At 64.5% G+C, this 17162-nt stretch carries 12 protein-coding genes and 1 pseudogene; 5 read left to right on the plus strand and 8 right to left on the minus strand.

The genetic code is table 11. The features are described from left to right. The first annotated feature begins 18 nt into the window (after positions 1-18). The gene (locus ACE04A_RS16365; RefSeq protein ID WP_100855888.1) at positions 19-789 is read left to right on the plus strand and encodes an SDR family oxidoreductase; all 771 of its coding nucleotides are present in this window, start codon (positions 19-21) and stop codon (positions 787-789) included. A gap of 112 nt (positions 790-901) precedes the next feature. Here the strand turns inward: ACE04A_RS16365 and ACE04A_RS16370 are convergent, their stop codons facing one another. From ACE04A_RS16370 to ACE04A_RS16380, 3 genes are all read right to left on the minus strand, one after another. Continuing rightward, positions 902-1498: a C40 family peptidase gene (locus tag ACE04A_RS16370; protein WP_259247781.1), complete on the minus strand. Its 597-nt coding sequence runs from the start codon at positions 1496-1498 to the stop codon at positions 902-904. Between the two features lie 260 nt (positions 1499-1758). Next, positions 1759-3858: a TonB-dependent receptor gene (locus ACE04A_RS16375; RefSeq protein ID WP_485820305.1), complete on the minus strand. Its 2100-nt coding sequence runs from the start codon at positions 3856-3858 to the stop codon at positions 1759-1761. 66 nt (positions 3859-3924) lie between these two features. Next, complete coding sequence (locus ACE04A_RS16380) at positions 3925-4272, minus strand: hypothetical protein (RefSeq protein WP_448718754.1); 348 nt, start codon at positions 4270-4272, stop codon at positions 3925-3927. 180 nt (positions 4273-4452) lie between these two features. Here ACE04A_RS16380 and ACE04A_RS16385 point away from each other — a divergent pair, with 180 nt between their 5' ends. Further along, entirely contained in the window at positions 4453-5952 is a 1500-nt protein-coding gene (locus ACE04A_RS16385; protein WP_404976294.1) for an AMP nucleosidase, read from the plus strand. 96 nt (positions 5953-6048) lie between these two features. Beyond that, entirely contained in the window at positions 6049-7644 is a 1596-nt protein-coding gene (locus ACE04A_RS16390; protein WP_485820306.1) for an amino acid permease, read from the plus strand. Positions 7645-7696: 52 nt separating this feature from the next. Here ACE04A_RS16390 and ACE04A_RS16395 read toward each other — a convergent pair whose 3' ends face one another. Continuing rightward, a complete protein-coding gene (locus ACE04A_RS16395; protein WP_279996162.1) occupies positions 7697-8593 on the minus strand; it encodes a LysR family transcriptional regulator in 897 nt (298 codons plus the stop codon). 136 nt (positions 8594-8729) lie between these two features. Next, the gene (locus ACE04A_RS16400) at positions 8730-9662 is read right to left on the minus strand and encodes a YicC/YloC family endoribonuclease (protein WP_448718755.1); all 933 of its coding nucleotides are present in this window, start codon (positions 9660-9662) and stop codon (positions 8730-8732) included. A 181-nt stretch (positions 9663-9843) separates the two neighbouring features. Here ACE04A_RS16400 and rph point away from each other — a divergent pair, with 181 nt between their 5' ends. Further along, on the plus strand, positions 9844-10578 hold the full coding sequence (gene rph / locus ACE04A_RS16405; RefSeq protein WP_279996164.1) for a ribonuclease PH: 735 nt from the start codon (positions 9844-9846) through the stop codon (positions 10576-10578). A 313-nt stretch (positions 10579-10891) separates the two neighbouring features. Here the strand turns inward: rph and ACE04A_RS16410 are convergent, their stop codons facing one another. Next, on the minus strand, positions 10892-12265 hold the full coding sequence (locus ACE04A_RS16410) for an MmgE/PrpD family protein (RefSeq protein ID WP_448718756.1): 1374 nt from the start codon (positions 12263-12265) through the stop codon (positions 10892-10894). Positions 12266-12281: 16 nt separating this feature from the next. Beyond that, the gene (locus tag ACE04A_RS16415) at positions 12282-13442 is read right to left on the minus strand and encodes an acyl-CoA dehydrogenase family protein (RefSeq protein ID WP_485820307.1); all 1161 of its coding nucleotides are present in this window, start codon (positions 13440-13442) and stop codon (positions 12282-12284) included. 238 nt (positions 13443-13680) lie between these two features. Here ACE04A_RS16415 and ACE04A_RS16420 point away from each other — a divergent pair. After that, a pseudogene (locus ACE04A_RS16420) lies at positions 13681-15114 on the plus strand (methyl-accepting chemotaxis protein); the annotation flags it as partial. Positions 15115-15279: 165 nt separating this feature from the next. Here the strand turns inward: ACE04A_RS16420 and ACE04A_RS16425 are convergent. Continuing rightward, positions 15280-17130 (minus strand): EAL domain-containing protein, encoded by a 1851-nt coding sequence (locus ACE04A_RS16425; RefSeq protein WP_259247769.1) that lies wholly within the window; start codon positions 17128-17130, stop codon positions 15280-15282. Positions 17131-17162: the final 32 nt, after the last annotated feature.

The raw sequence follows: 17162 nt of genomic DNA on the forward strand, positions 1-17162 counted from the left end.
GATAACAAGGAGAATTCGATGCATACGAACGAGATCGAACCGCCGCGCGTAGCCCTGGTAACCGGCGCAGGGACAGGAATTGGACGTGCGGTAGCGCTGGAGTTTCTGGCCCAAGGCTATCGGGTGGTGCTGGCGGGGCGTCGGCGCGATCCGCTTGAAGCCACGCGCACGGCGGCGGGCGAAGACGGTGTGCGCGCCCTGGTGGTGCCCACCGATGTCTCGGACGAGCACGCCGTGCGTGATCTATTCGACACGGCGCAGCGTGAATATGGCCGCCTGGACGTGCTGTTCAATAACGCGGGCCGTGGCGCGCCCGCCATGCCGATTGAAGAACTGCCCGTGTCGGTGTGGCGCGAAGTCGTCGACACCAACCTGACCGGCATGTTCCTGTGCGCGCAAGCTGCCATCCGCGTGATGAAGGCGCAGTCCCCGCAGGGCGGCCGCATCATCAATAACGGGTCGATTTCCGCCCACGCGCCGCGCCCGTTCTCCATTGCCTATACGGCCACCAAGCACGCCGTGACTGGTTTGACCAAATCCATCTCGCTGGATTGCCGCCCCTATGGCATTGCCTGCGGGCAGATCGACATCGGCAACGCCGCCACCGACATGACCGAGCGCATGGCGGCGGGCATCCTCCAGGCCGACGGCAGCACCAAGGTCGAGCCGCGCATGGACGTGGCCCATGTGGCGCAAGCCGTCGCCGCCATGGCGCGCCTGCCCTTGGATGCCAATGTGCAGTTCATGACCATCATGGCTACGAACATGCCCTTCGTGGGCCGGGGCTGAATGCACGAAGCCTGCCGGCTATTGCCTGGCAGGCTTCGATGCCCCTGACATGCTAGGCGCCCGGCAGGCGCCTTTTTTTGCGCCGGTCCGCCTGGGCCCGGCTCTTACTGCCTTATCGCGAAGCTTGCGCCAGCATCTGGCCCTGCGTGGTGTCCAGATAGCGCCGCGCGCCTACGTAGCGCTTGGTCCAGTAGGGGTTCTTCATCTCGTCGACGCGCACCTTGGTGCCTCGCCGGGGCGCGTGGACGAACTTGTTCTGGCCGATGTAGATGCCTACATGCGACGTTACACCCCGGCCACGGGTGGCGAAGAAGACCAGGTCGCCCGGACGCAGTTCTTGCTTGTTGGGCACGGACTTCCCTTCGCTGCGCTGGGCGCGGGCGGTGCGGGGAAGTTCAAGGCCGGCGATCTCGCGGTAGACATACAGCACCAAGCCGCTGCAGTCGAAACCTTCGGCGTCGTCGCCACCCCAACTGTACGGGGTGCCGATCGCATCCAGACCCGCTTGCACGACACGTTCACGCAAGGTGGGTACGGTGGGCTCTTGCGCCAGGCGCAGGCCGCTGAGCGTGGGGCGGGCTTGCTCGGTGGGCAGGGAGGCCTGAGCGGCGCCTGGTATCCACGAGAGGGTCAGAGCAAGAAGGGGGGCTGACAGAAAAACGGGAATGCGGAAATTGGCAATTCGGACTTTTCGCGTAGGCGGCGTCATTACGTCACTTCAGAAATCGGAGTAGGCGACATGGCTTCGCCCAGAGGGGGCAAGCCGGCGGAAAGGGGTGGCTTCGGGACGCAAAAGGCCTCGGAAGCTGTTGAATTATAGTGGAATAAAGTTTCATTACATTTGTAGTGCAATGCAGCAAAATTTGGGTGCAACCGTTACTTCCGCCAGGGGGTACGACGTAACGGTTGCAGCATTCGTGGCTTGAAAAGTTGGGGTATCAGGAAAGCCACTCTTCAACAAGCCGCGCCTCAGAAACTGCCGCGCAAGCCCACCATGACGGCGCGTCCGCCTTCCGGCGCCACGTCGCGCAGTACCGAGGTGGCGTAGCGGATGTCCTGATTGGTCAGGTTCAAGCCGCGCACGTAGGCCTCCCATTGCACGCCAGTGGTCTTGAAGCGGTAGCCGGCGTTGGCGTCCAGGCTGTAGTACCCGGCGGTAGAAGTGTCGTTGGCCGGGTGGTCGTGTTGGGCAAAGGCTTTGGATACGCTAACTCCCGCGCTGTAAGGCCCGTAGCCGTAGTCCAGCGCCACGCGCAGGCGCAGCGGCGGAATGCGCGGCAGCGAACGGCCCGTATCCCGGTTGCGCGAGAGGGTGTAGTCGCCAGACAAGCCCAGGTCCAGCGTATGACCGTCTTGCTGCAAGACCCGCGTCACGTTTTCGGCTTCCAGGCCGTACAGGCGGGCGGGCACGCCTTGGTAGCGCGCCTCGGGCAATGCGTCGTCGTCGCCCGCCGCGACCACGTCGCCGTCGTCGTTGCGATAGCGCCCGGTGTTTGTTTCCGCCAGATAGTTGGAGAAGCTGCTGTAGAACACCCCGATGCTGCCGTGGTCGGTGTCATTTTTGTAGCGTAACGACAGGTCGCCCGACCACGCGCGTTCCTTGCCCAGGTTCTGGTCACCGACCAGATATTGGCCCGTGGCGGCGTGGGGGCCGTTGGCGTAGAGCTCGTAGAAGGTGGGCGCGCGCTCGGTATAGGCGCCGTTGGCGGCGACCGACCAGCGGCTGTCCAGCTTGTAGATGCCGCCCACCGAAAAGCTGCCCGCGTTGAAGTCGCGGCGCGAGGATCTGTCGAAACGGTCGTTGCCGCCCGCCGTCGGCGTCAACTGCGTGTGATCGATACGAGCCCCGGCTGACAGCGTAAAGCGGTCGGTCAGGTCCCATTCCTCCAGCGCAAAGAGCGCGGCGGAATCGGTGTCGGTCGTGGGCACCAGCGCTTCGTCGCCCAGCGCTGAAAAGCGCGTTTGTCCGAACTGCAGGCCCAGCACGCCGTGCAACGGGCCAATGTCGGCGTGGCGCGCCTCGACGCGGGCCTCATAGCCCCGGTTCTTGAACACCGTGCCGGTTTGGCCGTCCTCCACTTCCTTGTGCTGGTAGTCCGTGTAGGCGAAGTTGAGCTTGATGCTCTTGAACGGCCCATCAAGGTCGCGCAGCTCGCCGGCCGCGCCGAAGCGTTCCTGGTGCATCTTGATGCGCACATCCTCTTCGGCGACAGACCCATAGTTGGCGTCGTAACCGCTGTAGGACAAGCCTGCGTAACCGTGATCGCTCGTCCAGGACATGCCCAACGCGCCGCCGCTGGCCTCGCCATCGCTGTTGGGCAGGCGGCCGCGGGGTTGATCGGCATCGGGCCCGTCGGCCGCGCGTTGCTGCGCCGTGCGTGCATAGCCGGGAATGCGCAGCGTATCGGTCTTGCGTCCGAACACATCGGCGTGGATGGCAAAGGTGCCATCGCCGCCTTCCAGTTGCACGGCGCCGTTGCGGTCGTTGTTGGCGCCGCCGTAGCTGCCGCCCACCTCGCCGTGGATGCCGTCGATGGGTTCGGTGGGGATGCGGTTGTCCACGGTGTTGACCACGCCGCCGATGGCGTTGCCGCCGTAGAGCAGGGCGGCGGGGCCGCGCAGCACCTCCACCCGGTTCATCGACAGCGGGTCCTGCGGCACGGCGTGGTCGAACGACAGCGACGACGCATCCAGCATGCCGACGCCGTTGTTCAACAGGCGGATCCGGTCGCCGTCCAGCCCGCGGATGATCGGCCGGCCCACCATGGGGCCGTAACTGGTGGTGGACACGCCGGGCAACCCGTTCAGCGTTTCACCCAGATTCGAGGCGCGGCGCAACGCCAGGCCTTGGCCTTCCAGCACGCTGGCGGGCGTGGTCAGCGCGTCGCTGCCCAGCGGATTGGCGGTAATGACGACGGGCGCCAGCGGGGCGGCGTTGGATGGGGTTTGCGCCTGCGCGGCGGCGGGAAGGGCGTAGGGCAACGCGGCCAGGCAGGCAAGCGTCAACGGGCGCATGGCAACAGCGCGCAGCGCGGCACGCGCCCCGGCGGAATAGGTCGGGAAACTCATGGTGGCAATCCAGGAGCCGGCGCAAGGGCCGGCGGATGAAATCAGAAAAGGGGAGGTTTGCGGATTTCAGCCCTGGACGGGCGGGGCGCGGGATTGGAACCAGGTGCCGCTGATAGCGATGGCACTGGCCGGCGCTGTGAACGCGGGCGTGGAGGTGGCGGTACGGACCGCATTCCAATGAAACGACGACGGCAGCGGCGCATCCAGCAGGTCCCAGAGATCGCACAGGTCGCAATGGCCCGGCTTGTCTTGTGGATGGGTGTCGTGTTGGCTTGCGGCGGGCGGCTCGCCCAGGTGGGTAAGCGCGTGGCGAAGGTTGCCGACGGGCGCCAGCAGCAGGCAGGCGCACACCCAGCCGAGCACCACCCACCGCGTGAATCGCGGTGGGGTGTTGCGGGGTGGGGGAAGCTGCAAACGCATCCGTCTGGGGCAAAAATAAAGTACGGAATGATATATCGTTTCGTCAGTGCGCGCGATGCCTGCCTTGTCGCCACAGGGCTGAATGTGTCACTTCAGGCGCGAAGGGCTCGGGCATAATCGTCGACATACCCGATAAGACAGCGATAAGACAGAAAAGAAGCGGAGTAGAGCTCAATGATGAACGCAGTACACCCTTTGTCTTCCATGAACCGGCCCGACGCCTTGCCCTTCGAACCCTTCCAGGATGCGCGGGCCGCCGTCGACCGCTTGTCCGAAATCTACGCGCGCAACACGGCATTCCTGCGCGCCGCTTTCCGCGAAGTGCTCAAAGGCCCCGGCAACGGCCCCGAGCGTGCCCGCGCGTATTACCCGGCAATCCGTATCGTGGTTGAAACCTACGACCCGATCGACACGCGGCTGTCGTACGGCCATGTGGCCGAACCCGGCGTTTACCAAACCACCATCACCCAACCCGAATTGTTCCGTGACTACCTGATCGAACAGGTGGGCCAACTGTTGCAGAACCACCGCGTGGCGGTGGAAGTGGGCGAATCCGATTCCCCCATCCCGCTGCATTTCGCCTTTCCGGAAGGCGCCTATGTCGAAGGTGAACACCTGGAAGCGCTGAAGCGCCCGCTTCGTGACCTGTTCGACGTGCCTGACCTGGCCGTTACCGATGACGCCATCGTGAACGGTTCCTGGCGCGGCAAAGAGGGTGAGCCCAAGCCGCTGGCGCCGTTTACCGCACAACGCGTCGATTATTCGCTGCACCGCTTGCAGCACTACACGTCCACCGCGCCGGCGCACTTTCAGAATTTTGTGCTGTTCACCAATTACCAGTTCTATGTCGACGAATTCTGCGCCCGCGCTCGCGCGCTGATGGCCAGCGGCAACGAAGACTACGAAATGCTGGTCGAGCCTGGCAACCGCATTACGCGGCGTGGCGAAAACGGCCCGGGCGACGAAGGCCAGGGCGTGCGCCTGCCGCAAATGCCCGCCTATCACCTGGTGCGCAGTGACCACTCCGGCATCACGCTGGTAAATATTGGCGTGGGCCCGTCCAACGCCAAGACCATTACCGATCACATTGCCGTGCTGCGTCCGCACGCCTGGTTGATGCTGGGCCATTGCGCCGGCCTGCGTGATTCCCAGCGCCTGGGCGACTACGTGTTGGCGCACGGCTATGTGCGCGAAGACCACGTCCTGGACGATGACCTGCCTACCTGGGTGCCGGTGCCCGCCCTGGCCGAGGTGCAGGTGGCCTTGGAACAGGCGGTGGAAGAGGTTGCCGGGCTGTCGGGGTGGGACCTGAAACGCATCATGCGCACGGGCACCGTGGCCACCATCGACAACCGCAACTGGGAACTGCGCGACCACGTTGAACTGGTCGAGCGCTTTGCGCAGTCCAGAGCCATTGCACTGGACATGGAATCGGCCACCATCGCCGCGAACGGTTTTCGCTTTCGGGTGCCTTATGGCACGTTGCTATGTGTATCCGACAAGCCCCTGCACGGCGAATTGAAACTGCCTGGGATGGCCAGCGTGTTCTATCGACGGCAGGTCAACCAGCATCTGGAAATTGGCATCCGTGCGCTGGAGCGCCTGCGCGACATGCCGCCTGAGCGCCTGCATTCGCGCAAGCTGCGTACCTTCATGGAAACGGCCTTCCAGTAGGCCTGATCCGTCCCCAAACCCCTCGCCGTTTTTGCGGCGGGCGGGTTTGCGCTATTCTCGCGCGTTGCTCGGTAATCCCAGGCTTTCGCGCGGTAAATGCGCGGACGCTTTCAAGACGTGAAGGAATGCATTTTGGCCCCCTCGGAACATGATGAACGCCGCTCCGGTGGCACGCGCGCGGCGAAGGCGAGTGCGCCTTCGGAGCTGCGGCGCACCTTGTCCGCGCGCCACCTGACGATGATCGCGGTAGGTGGCTCCATTGGCACGGGGCTGTTCGTGGCCTCGGGCGCGACCATCGCCACCGCGGGCCCCGGCGGCGCGTTGCTGGGCTACGTGCTGATCGGCGTGATGGTCTATTTTCTGATGACCAGCCTGGGCGAATTGGCTGCCGCCATGCCCGTGTCGGGTTCGTTTTCCACTTACGGCGCGCGCTACGTCGAAGACGGTTTCGGCTTCGCGCTGGGTTGGAACTATTGGTACAACTGGGCGGTAACCGTGGCGGTGGATCTGGTGGCCGCGCAGCTCGTCATGGCCTATTGGTTTCCCGACGTGCCGGGCTTCTACTGGAGCGCCTTGTTCCTGGCGATTACCTTCGGGCTGAACGCGATGTCGGCGCGCGGCTTCGGTGAAGCGGAATTCTGGTTTGCGCTGATCAAGGTCGTGGCCGTGCTGGGCTTTGTGGCCATGGGCGTGATGATGCTGTTGGGCATTATCCGGGGCGGCGAAACCGGCGGCGTGGCCAACTGGACGGTGGGCGATGCGCCCTTCGCCGGCGGGTTCGCCGCCTTGATCGGCGTGGCGATGGTAGTGGGGTTTTCTTTCCAGGGCACCGAGCTTATCGGCATCGCCGCAGGCGAATCCAAGGACCCGGCGCGCAACCTGCCGCGCGCGGTTCGCCAGGTGTTCTGGCGCATTCTGCTGTTTTACGTCATGGCGATTCTGGTGATCGGCCTGCTGATCCCGTACACCGACCCGCACCTGCTGCGTAACGACGTTGAAGACATCAGCGTCAGCCCGTTTGCGCTGATCTTCGAACGCGCAGGGTTGTTGGGGGCGGCCTCCGTGATGAACGCCGTGGTGCTGACGTCGGTGTTGTCGGCGGGCAATTCGGGCATGTACGCCGCAACTCGCATGCTGTACAGCCTGGCGCGGGAAGGCAAGGCGCCGCGCATTTTTGGCCGTATTTCGCGCCATGGCGTGCCGCTGTGGGCACTGCTGGCCACGACGGTGGTGGCAGCCTTGTGCTTCTTCACCTTTATCTTCAGCCCGAACGCCGTGTACATCTGGCTGCTGAACACGTCTGGCATGACCGGCTTTATCGCGTGGCTGGGCATCGCCATCAGCCACTATCGATTTCGGCGCGGGTATGTGAAGCAAGGCCATAGCCTGGCTGACCTGCCTTATGTGTCGCCGTTCTTTCCCTTCGGCCCGATCTTCGCCTTCGTGCTGTGCCTGGTGATCACGCTGGGCCAGAACTACCAGGCGTTTCTGCAAGACCGCATCGATTGGGGCGGCGTGGTGGCCACGTATATCGGCATTCCGCTGTTCCTGCTGATTTGGCTGGGCTACCGCTTGGCGCGCGGCTCGCGTTTCATCAGCTACCGGGACATGCGCTTCCCGGAGCCGCGCGCGCGTCGTGAATATCTGGATGCAGCCTTGCGCGGAGAGCCCGCGGCGGGCGAGGCGCGGTAGGAATAGCAGGCGCTGGATTGCCCGGTAAGGACGACCCCGCCCCAAGGCGTGCTCAGGCCATGGGCCGGCACTGCTCAAGCATCCATGCCCCGAATTCGCGCACCAGCGGCGTGTCCGCCTGCGCTTGGGGATAGACGAAGTAGTAGGCGTCGGTGCTGCTCAGCACTTGCGGAAACAGTTGGATCAGCTCGCCCGAGTCGATCTCGCGTTCAACCAGAAAGCGGGGAAGCAGCGCCGCGCCCAGACTTGAGGCGGCGGCTTGCGCCAGCATTGCCGCCTGCTCGAAATGCGGGCCTTGCATGGCGCGCGCAGAACTGGCGCCGTGCTGGTCGAACCACGTAGCCCACTGTGCGGGGCGTGAGGTCTGGTGCAGCAACACCACTTGAGCCAGATCCGCGATATGCCGAATGCCATGGCGCCGTTGATAGCCGGGGCTGCACACGGCGATCACTTCTTCGGGCATCAGGTATTCGCATACGGCACCGGCCCAGTAGGGCGCGCCAAAGTGGATGGCTGCGTCAAACGGCTCTTGCGAAAACTCGAAGGGCAGGGTGCGCGACGTGAAGTTGATGGTGACCTCGGGCTTGCGCGCCATGAAATCGCCCAGGCGGGGAATGAGCCAGCGCGTGCCCAGCGTGGGCAGCACCGCCAGGTTGAGCTGGTCACGCCGGGTGCAAGCCATGGTGCGCCGCGTGGCGTCGGACAATTGGTGCAGCAGTATGCGCACTTCCGAGGCATAGGCGCGGCCGGCATCGCTTAACACCACCCGTTGACGCACGCGATGGAACAACGTGACGCCCAACTGCGTTTCAAGCTGGTGGATCTGGCGCGATACCGCGCTTTGCGTCAGGTGGAGCTCATCCGCCGCGCGCGACACGCTGTTGCGCCGGGCGACTGCTTCGAAGGCCAGCAGGTTGGCGACGGGCGGCAGAAAGGTCTTGCGGAACATGGCGATTCCTAATCGGTACGTCCTGAAAGTAAACCCGCCATGACAACATGCCCTCGTGGGCGCCCGAATAGGAAAAGTCTGAAATGCAAAAAGGCCGCGTTATCGCGGCCTTGAAGCATTGGCAACGCGCGTCGCGTTACTCGATGTTTTGCGCCTGTTCGCGCATTTGCTCGATAAGCAGTTTCAGATCCATGGCGGCGCGGGTGACTTCCATGCTGCCTGCCTTGGAGCCCAGGGTGTTGGCTTCGCGGTTCATTTCCTGGAACAGGAAATCCAGGCGCTTGCCGGCGCTGCCGGCGTGCTTCTTGCCCGACGCCGCCTTGCCGCCGCCGTCGGTCAGCAGGTGACGCAATTCTTCAAGGTGCGAACGCAGCCGCGACAGTTCTTCCGCGACATCAATACGCAGCGCAAACAGGTTGGCTTCCTGCGACAGGCGCTCGGACAATTCCGTGCCCGAGATGTGCGTGAAACCGCCCGGAAACGCCGATTCCACGCTTTCGCGCAGCTTGGCAGCCAGCTTGTCGCGATGGTCGGACAGCAACTGCGGCAGATGCGCCTGAACGATGTCGACTACACGGGCGACCCCATCGGCGCACTCGCGCATCATGCCTGCCAGGCGTTCGCCTTCGCGCGCGCGGCCTTCCTGCAATTGCGTCAGGGCCTGTTGCGCGGCTTGCAAACAAGCGGCGCCCCAGATCTGCGGGTCCAGCGCGTCGTTGCCGCGTTGGCCGGGCCAGTTGAACAGTTCCACCAGCCGGGGGGGAGAGATATCGGGAACGATGCGGCGGGCCGCCTGGAGCTGCTCGGCCAGGCTTTCCAGCCAGGCCGGATCGAGCTTGGACAGGTCGGTGCTGGCATTGCGGGTGAACGACACACGGATCTCGACCTTGCCGCGCGCCAGATTGGCCGTCAACAGTTCGCGCAACGGCGTTTCAACGTGCCGCAGTTCGTCGGGCAAGCGGAAATACAAATCAAGGAAGCGGCTGTTGACGCTGCGCAGTTCAATGGCAAGCGTGCCTTGTTCTAGGTCTGCTCGGGCGTTGCCGAAGGCGGTCATGCTGCGAATCATGGGCGTGTCCTGGTGAAGCTTGGGGTAAGAGCCGGTTGCGCCGGGACCCGCGGCATCCTGGTAAAGGGGGCGGGTCTGTTTATTGAACCGGATATATCGCGGCAGGATACTCCAAGCCGGGATTTCCTGCGGCGGCTGCCCGTACAATGCCGCGAACCCTATTTCTGTCTGGAGTCTGCCTGTGACCACTACGCCCACCATCGCCCGTCCGTCTGGCCGCGCCGTCGACGAATTGCGGCCGTTCAGCCTGGAGCGCGGCTTCACGCGCTACGCCGAAGGGTCGGTACTGGTGAAGGCGGGCGACACGCATGTCCTGTGTACGGCAAGCGTGCTGGAAAAGGTGCCGCCGTTCTTGAAGGGCAAGGGTGAAGGCTGGGTCACGGCGGAATACGGCATGCTGCCGCGCGCGACGCATACGCGCGGTGACCGCGAAGCCGCGCGCGGCAAGCAAAGCGGCCGCACGCAGGAAATCCAACGCCTGATCGGCCGCAGCCTGCGCGCCGTGTTCGACATGCGGGCACTGGGCGAACGCACCTTGCATCTGGATTGCGATGTGCTCCAGGCTGACGGCGGCACCCGCTGCGCCAGCATCACCGGCGCCTGGGTCGCGGCCGCGGATGCGGTGGCCTTGCTGATGAAGCGCGGCGATCTGGCGGTAAATCCGATCCGCGACGCCGTCGCCGCCGTGTCCGTGGGCCTGGTGCAAGGGCGTTCGGTGCTGGATCTGGACTACCAGGAAGATTCCGCCTGCGACGCCGACGTCAACGTCATCATGACGGGCAGCGGAGCGTTCGTGGAAGTGCAAGGCACCGGCGAAGGCGCAACCTTCACCCGCGCTGAGTTGGACACCATGCTGGTGCTGGCGGAAGGCGGGATCGCGAGCCTGGTCAAGGCGCAACGGGCTGCGCTGGTGTGACCTGATTGGTCGGTGCGCTGAACGCGCTCTGCTGGCGCGACCTATTCGGTCTGCGCCCTACGGGCTGCGCTGGCGCGACCTGTTCGGTCTGCGCCCTATGGGCTGCGCCGGCGCGACTTTTGTAGGATGGGTGAAGCGCGGGAAGCGGCCGGCAAGAATTCTGCTGGGAAACGCGCGTAACCCATCGTGCGGCGGTGATTTTTTGCCTTGCCGGTTCTTTGGTGAAATCGGCTTGGGCTTCACCGCTGCTTGATGGGTTACGCGCGTTGGAATTCGGTTTTCTATTGAATGGAAATCTCGCGCTGCACCCATCCTACGTGGGCAATAGGGTGCCCACTTTCTCTGCCTTTTCCAAGGCCCAGATTTTATCTATCAGGCCGCGTAGCTCCGATTCCGTCGCCGCATTGGCGTAGCGGCCCAGGCTTAGCGTCTTGTCTTCGATTTCGGGGCGGCTCAGGGTGTTGCCGGGGTCGCCCTTGGGTTCGTCGACGCGGCCGTGCAGCGTGCGGCCGTCGCGTGTGGTGACGGTGACTTTACCGATCCAACGTTGCGGATAGGCGTTGTCGACCTCGGCGTCCAGCACCATCTCCACTTTCCCCCGGAACGCTGCCACCGCCGGGTCATCCAGCCCCGCATCAAATTCCGCCAAGCCCGCGCGCCCTTGGCGGGCGATCAGCGCCAGCACCGTGCCCATCGAAAACTTGGACTGGTGCACCGTTTGCGGGTTGACCACCGGGCCCAGCACATCGATCGCGCCCTGGTGCACATGCGCCACCACGCGCTCCACATCCGCCTCCGTCAGCTTGTTTTCCCGCAGCGCCTGTTGCAAGGCGTCCGCCGCCGGGTGCGTGTGACGGCACGAAGCATGGAACTTGAATGACGTCTCGGCCAAGGCCCAGCGTTCGCCCAGACGGTCGCAAAGCTTGGAAGGGTCCGCATCCGTGGACATACCCGCCGCCATGCCCTGCGGGCCTTCCAGGATGTGGCGCGCACCGGTGAAGCCCTCGCGTGCCAGGTAGGCGGCGGTCATGCCATCGGCCGCGGCCTTGGCCGTATGCAGTTGCTTGGAGTCGGCCGCATCACGCAGAAACTCCCACAGACCGGCCGCCTGTGTGCCGGCCGAGCCCAAGGCGTGCAGCATCTGCTCGGGCGTGAGCTTGAGCAGGCGACCGGTGGTGACGGCGGCGGCCAAGGTGCCGGCCGTGCCCGTCGTGTGGAAAATCTTGTAGTGCGAGCGCCCCAGGAATTCACCCACCCGGATGCCCACTTCATAGCCCGCAACCGACGCCACCAACAGATCACGCCCCGAACTGCCCAGCGCCTGCGCAACCGCCAGCGCGGGCGGGAACACCACGGCGGCCGGATGGAACACGGAACCGTTGTGGACGTCGTCCTGCTCCACCACATGGGCCGCCGCCGCATTCACCATGGCGGCAAACAGCGGCGTGGTGCGGCGGCGGTTGATCAGTACTTCGCTGGGGCCATCGGACGGCCCCATCGCAGCGGCATACCGGTCTATGGCCAGCACCGCGCGGGCCGACGCGCCGGCGAGTATCGACGCCAGGCAATCCAGCAACAGGTCTTCGGCGCGGCGCAATACCGGCGCGGGAATGTCTTCGTAGCGCAGGTTGGCGGCAAAGGTGGCCAGTTCGGCGCTTAGATGGGGAGTGTCTTTGGTTGCGGTCATGAGCATTGATGTCGAGTCAGAAGGAACGGGGCAAGCCCAGGATGTGTTCGGCAACGTAAGACAAAATCAGGTTGGTTGAAATCGGCGCCACCTGATAAAGCCGCGTCTCGCGGAACTTGCGTTCCACGTCGTATTCGGTGGCAAAGCCGAACCCGCCGTGGAACTGCAGGCAGGCGTTGGCGGCTTCCCACGACGCATCCGCGGCCAGCAGCTTGGCCATGTTGGCCTGCGCCCCGCAGGGTTGGTGCGCGTCGAATAGCCGGCAGGCTTCGTAGCGCATCAGGCTGGCGGCTTCCACGTTGATGTGGGCGCGGGCGATCGGGAATTGCACGCCCTGGTTCTGGCCGATCGGGCGGCCGAACACCATGCGTTCCTTTGCGTAGGCGGTGACCTTGTCCACGAACCAGTAGCCGTCGCCGATGCACTCGGCGGCAATCAGCGTGCGTTCGGCATTCAAGCCGTCCAGGATGTACTTGAAGCCTTTGCCTTCTTCACCGATCAAGTTTTCGACGGGAATTTCCAGGTTGTCGAAAAACAGTTCATTGGTCTCGTGGTTGACCATGTTGGGAATGGGGCGGATCGTCATGCCGTGCTTGACGGCGTGATGCAGGTCCACCAGGAAGATCGACATGCCTTCGGACTTGCGCGTCACCTGGTCCAGCGGCGTGGTGCGCGCCAGAAGAATCATCAGGTCGGAATGCTGCACGCGCGAAATCCAGACCTTCTGGCCATTGATGACGTAGCGGGCGCCACGGCGCACGGCCGTGGTTTTGATCTTGGTGGTGTCGGTGCCGGTGGTGGGTTCGGTTACGCCCATCGACTGCAACCGCAGTTCGCCCGCGGCGATGCGCGGCAGGTACTCGCGTTTCTGCGCCTCCGAGCCGTGGCGCAGCAGGGTGCCCATGTTGTACATCTGGCCGTGGCAGGCGCCGGAATTGCCGCCGCTGCGGTTGATCTCTTCCATGATGACCGACGCTTCGGTCAGCCCCAGACCCGAGCCGCCGTATTCCTGGGGAATCAGCGCGGCCAGCCAGCCGGCCTCGGTCAGTGCGCGGACAAAGTCCTCGGGGTAGCCGCGTTCTTCATCAACCTTGCGGAAATACTCGCCCGGAAATTGCGCGCAAAGATCGCGCACGGCTTCGCGGATGTCCTGATAGTCGTGTGAGGCGTGGGGCATAGGGGTGTAGTGGGTCTTGTGAAAGGCAAAAGAATGGATCGGTACAGCATCGAATGTGCCGCATGGGCGCGGGCGTGCCAATTCACAATTCCTTAATACGGGGTTCCTGTTCGCAAAAGCGCACTTTCATGACCGGCGTTGGTCAGTGCCCAAGGCAGTTGTGTCAAGAAATTGCCAAACTGCCTGTCCATAATCCAGGGCACTGCGCCCCACGGCGCCCGGCTATAGACGGATGGATATGCAGAAAAATCTTAGGGTCACCACGGCGGTATCGGCCATTCTGGCGTTGTTCGTGTTGTTGTTTGCCATTGCAGCGGCGGCGGGCATTGCGGTATTGCGCGACAACCGCGCCGACATCGAAGCCCTGGGCCGGGGCAGCATCGAACGCGCCAGCGACCTGGCCAACATGACCAGCCGGTTGTTCCAGGCGCGCGCCGCGCTGGCCGACGCCAAGACCAGTATGGAAGGCGGGCTGGAAGAGGCGCGCAACCAATCCCTGGCGCAGGCCGAGGCGCTGCTCAAGCAGGCGGGCGAGAGCCTTGCGCGGCTCCGCGGCAATCCGGATACCAGCGCGCAAGGCGGTCCGTTGTTTGAACAGTTGCTGGCCGCGTACACCGCCTTCGCGGACCAGACCCTGGCCCCCATGCTGCAGGCGACGCAAGGATGGAACGGCATCGAAGTGAACCGGCTGGTGGACAAGGTGCTGCCCGCCAGCGGCGCGGCCTATGTTAAGCAGGCGGACGCCTATCAGACCTACGCACGCGAGCAGGGCCAGGCCGCCGTTGCCAGCGCCAGCCAAACCCTGGAGCGCGTCATCATGGTGGCCGGCGTGGTGCTGGCGGTGGTGCTGTTGCTGGCCGTGCTGATTCGGCTGGCGTTTCGACGCAGCATTCTGCGCCCGCTGAACGAGGCCGGCGCGCACTTCGACCGTATCGCCGATGGCGATCTGACCGGCGCCATCGCCACGCGCGGCGACAACGAAATCGGCGTGCTGTATTCAGCCATGCGCCGCATGCAGACGGGGTTGTCGGCGGCGGTGGCCTCGGTGCGCCATGGTGTCGAGGAAATTCACACCGGCTCCGGCGAGATCGCGGCAGGCGGCGCGGATATGTCCGACCGCACCGCGCGCCAGGCCGGGTCCTTGCAGGAAGCCGCCGCCAACATGACGCAGTTGGCCCACACCGTCCAGCTTACGGCGGGTAACGCCGACCTGGCCAGCCGCCAGGCGGAAAGCGCCACGCAATTGGCCCAGCGCGGCGGGCGTGCGGTGGACGAGGTCGTGCAAAGCATGCAGGGCATTGCCGACAGCGCGCGCCGCATCGGTGAAATCGTGGGCGTGGTGGACAGCATTGCTTTTCAGACCAACATCCTGGCCTTGAACGCCGCCGTCGAGGCGGCGCGTGCAGGCGAGCAGGGCAAGGGTTTCGCGGTGGTGGCGGGCGAGGTGCGCTCGCTGGCGCAACGCAGCGCGCAGGCGGCCAAGGAAATCAAAGGGCTGATCGAAGATTCCGCCGAGCGCGTGCAGGCCGGCGTGCGTCAAGTGAACCTGGCCGGCGACACCATGCGCGACATGGTGGTGTCGGTGGACCGGGTGACGCAGATCGTGGCCGAAATTTCAAACGCCACGGCCGAACAGGCCGCGGGCATTGCCTCGGTGAACGACGCGGTGGCCGATATTGAAAGGTCCACCCAGGAAAACGCCGCCATGGTCGAGCAGACCGCCGCCGCCGCCGCAGCCCTGGAGATCCAGGCGCAAGGCCTGCGCCGGGCGGTGGCCGTGTTCCAGATCGCCCAGGCGGCCCAGAACGCCTCGGCCGTGCAGGCCTCGATCGGCCAGTTACGCGGCCAGGTCGGGCAGGACGCCGCCGGTGTAGCGCTCGATCACCAGCGACAGGTTCCCATGCTTGACCTTGTGCTTGACGTTCGCGGCGGCCGACGCGATGTCCTCCGGGCGGATGCGCTCGCATAGCGAGGGGGTGACGGTCAGCGCACCGACACCCAGCGTGACGAAGGGGAAGAAGCGCGGCACGCCGTAGCGGTCTTCCGCTTCGATGCCGCCATTCTTGCGGCCCAGGTCGTCGTACAGGGCGGTGGCTTGCTCGTTGAATTCCGCAATGATGCGCTGCACGCGCTCGGCCCAGTCCGGGCTGCGGAACAGCACCACGAAATCATCGCCGCCCACATGGCCGACAAAGTCGCGCAAGGGGTCGCAATGTTGCTTGAAGACTTCGGCGGTCAGCATGATCATGTCGTCGCCGCGCCAATAGCCGTACACGTCGTTGAAGGGCTTGAAGTTGTTCAGGTCGCCATAGCAAACCGTGAAGTCGGCCGCGTCTTCCAGCAGGGTTGCAATGTGGCGACTGATGGGAATGTTGCCGGGCAGGGACGTCAGCGGGTTGGCGTAGCGCGCCGCTTCGATCCGCATTTCGGTCACGGAACGCACCAGCGTTTCGCCAGTTGCCAGGCCGTCGTAACGGCCATCCCGCGTGATGATCAGGCCGTCCATCAGGTAGCGCTGGTCTTCCGAAATCAGCACATGGCTGAGCTGGTCGATGGACACGTTAAGGTCCACCAGCACCGGTTCGGCGTTCATGAAGGTTGAACAGCGGTCGCGGCCGAACAGTTCGCGCGTGTAGCGCTGCGCGTAATGCTCCGAAAAGTCGCGCCGGTTGATGATGCCCACCGGCCGGTTGTCGGCGTCGACCACCGCCACGGCGTGCATGTTTTTTTGTTCGATAAAAAGCCGGTGCACGTCATCGTTGGTGTGTTTGTCCAGCAAGGCGGCCGGGGCTTCCACCCGCAGGCTGGCCGCCGTGCCGCCCGCCGCGCGTTGCGACAAGGGGGCGGTGCTGCGTACGCGCAGCGAATCGCGCACGGGCGCGGTCAGCTCGGTCAGCAGTGTTTCTTCAGGCCGGCCCAAGTACCAGCCTTGCGCATAGCGGATGTCCAGCTCGCGCACCATGGCCAGGTCTTCGGCGGTCTCGATGCCTTCGGCCACGATGGCCGTGCCCAAGTGCTGGGCCACCTTCAGAATGGCGCGCACCATGCTTTGCTTGCGGTCGTCGTGGCCGATGCCGTCGAAGAAGTAGCGGTCGATCTTGACCAGGTCGGGCTGCATTTCAGCCCACAGTTGCAAGTTCGAGTTGCCTACGCCGTAGTCGTCCAGCGCGATGCGCATGCCGTGCTCGCGCAGGCAGGCGAACGCATCGCCCAGTTCCTGCATGTGATCCGACAATGGGTCCTGCTCGGTCAGCTCGACGATGATGCTGGACGCGGGCAGTGCGCAATCCTTAAGCAGTTGCTGCGGCATATCGCTGCCCCATAGCGTCCAATAGTGGATCAGCGCTGACCCCGACAGGTTCAGGAACAGCTTGCCGGCCGCTTCGTTGCTGTGAAACCCCTGGGCACCGGCCCGAAAGCTGGCCAGCTCCAACTGCGGGTGCAGGCCCCGGCGCCGGGCTTCGGCAAAGAGCGCGTCCGGAAAGTGCAGGGCGGTGTCGGCGGGGCCGCGTATCAGGCTTTCGTGGCCGTAGATGCGGGTGTGGGACAGGTCCACCACTGGTTGGTAGCGAGGCCGAAGTAGACGCTCTTGCAAGATGCCGGCCAAGCCGACGGATGCGGGCGCGTCGCCCAGAGTGAATGGCGTGCGGGCCGTGGTCGGCCGAGGCAGAGCGTGAAGGGAGGTCATCGCCGAGGCGTTCAGATACGATCAGTGACAAG

Source organism: Achromobacter colocynthidis, from assembly GCF_057334535.1.

Bases quoted from the DNA above. Each gene is read 5' to 3' on its own strand.
- ACE04A_RS16395 (WP_279996162.1), bottom strand. From the start codon at position 8,593: ATGTTCCGCAAGACCTTTCTGCCGCCCGTCGCCAACCTGCTGGCCTTC.
- ACE04A_RS16365 (WP_100855888.1), top strand. From the start codon at position 19: ATGCATACGAACGAGATCGAACCGCCGCGCGTAGCCCTGGTAACCGGC.
- ACE04A_RS16410 (WP_448718756.1), bottom strand. From the start codon at position 12,265: ATGACCGCAACCAAAGACACTCCCCATCTAAGCGCCGAACTGGCCACC.
- ACE04A_RS16400 (WP_448718755.1), bottom strand. From the start codon at position 9,662: ATGATTCGCAGCATGACCGCCTTCGGCAACGCCCGAGCAGACCTAGAA.
- ACE04A_RS16425 (WP_259247769.1), bottom strand. From the start codon at position 17,130: ATGACCTCCCTTCACGCTCTGCCTCGGCCGACCACGGCCCGCACGCCA.
- ACE04A_RS16370 (WP_259247781.1), bottom strand. From the start codon at position 1,498: ATGACGCCGCCTACGCGAAAAGTCCGAATTGCCAATTTCCGCATTCCC.
- ACE04A_RS16415 (WP_485820307.1), bottom strand. From the start codon at position 13,442: ATGCCCCACGCCTCACACGACTATCAGGACATCCGCGAAGCCGTGCGC.
- ACE04A_RS16390 (WP_485820306.1), top strand. From the start codon at position 6,049: ATGCGCGGACGCTTTCAAGACGTGAAGGAATGCATTTTGGCCCCCTCG.
- ACE04A_RS16375 (WP_485820305.1), bottom strand. From the start codon at position 3,858: ATGAGTTTCCCGACCTATTCCGCCGGGGCGCGTGCCGCGCTGCGCGCT.
- ACE04A_RS16385 (WP_404976294.1), top strand. From the start codon at position 4,453: ATGATGAACGCAGTACACCCTTTGTCTTCCATGAACCGGCCCGACGCC.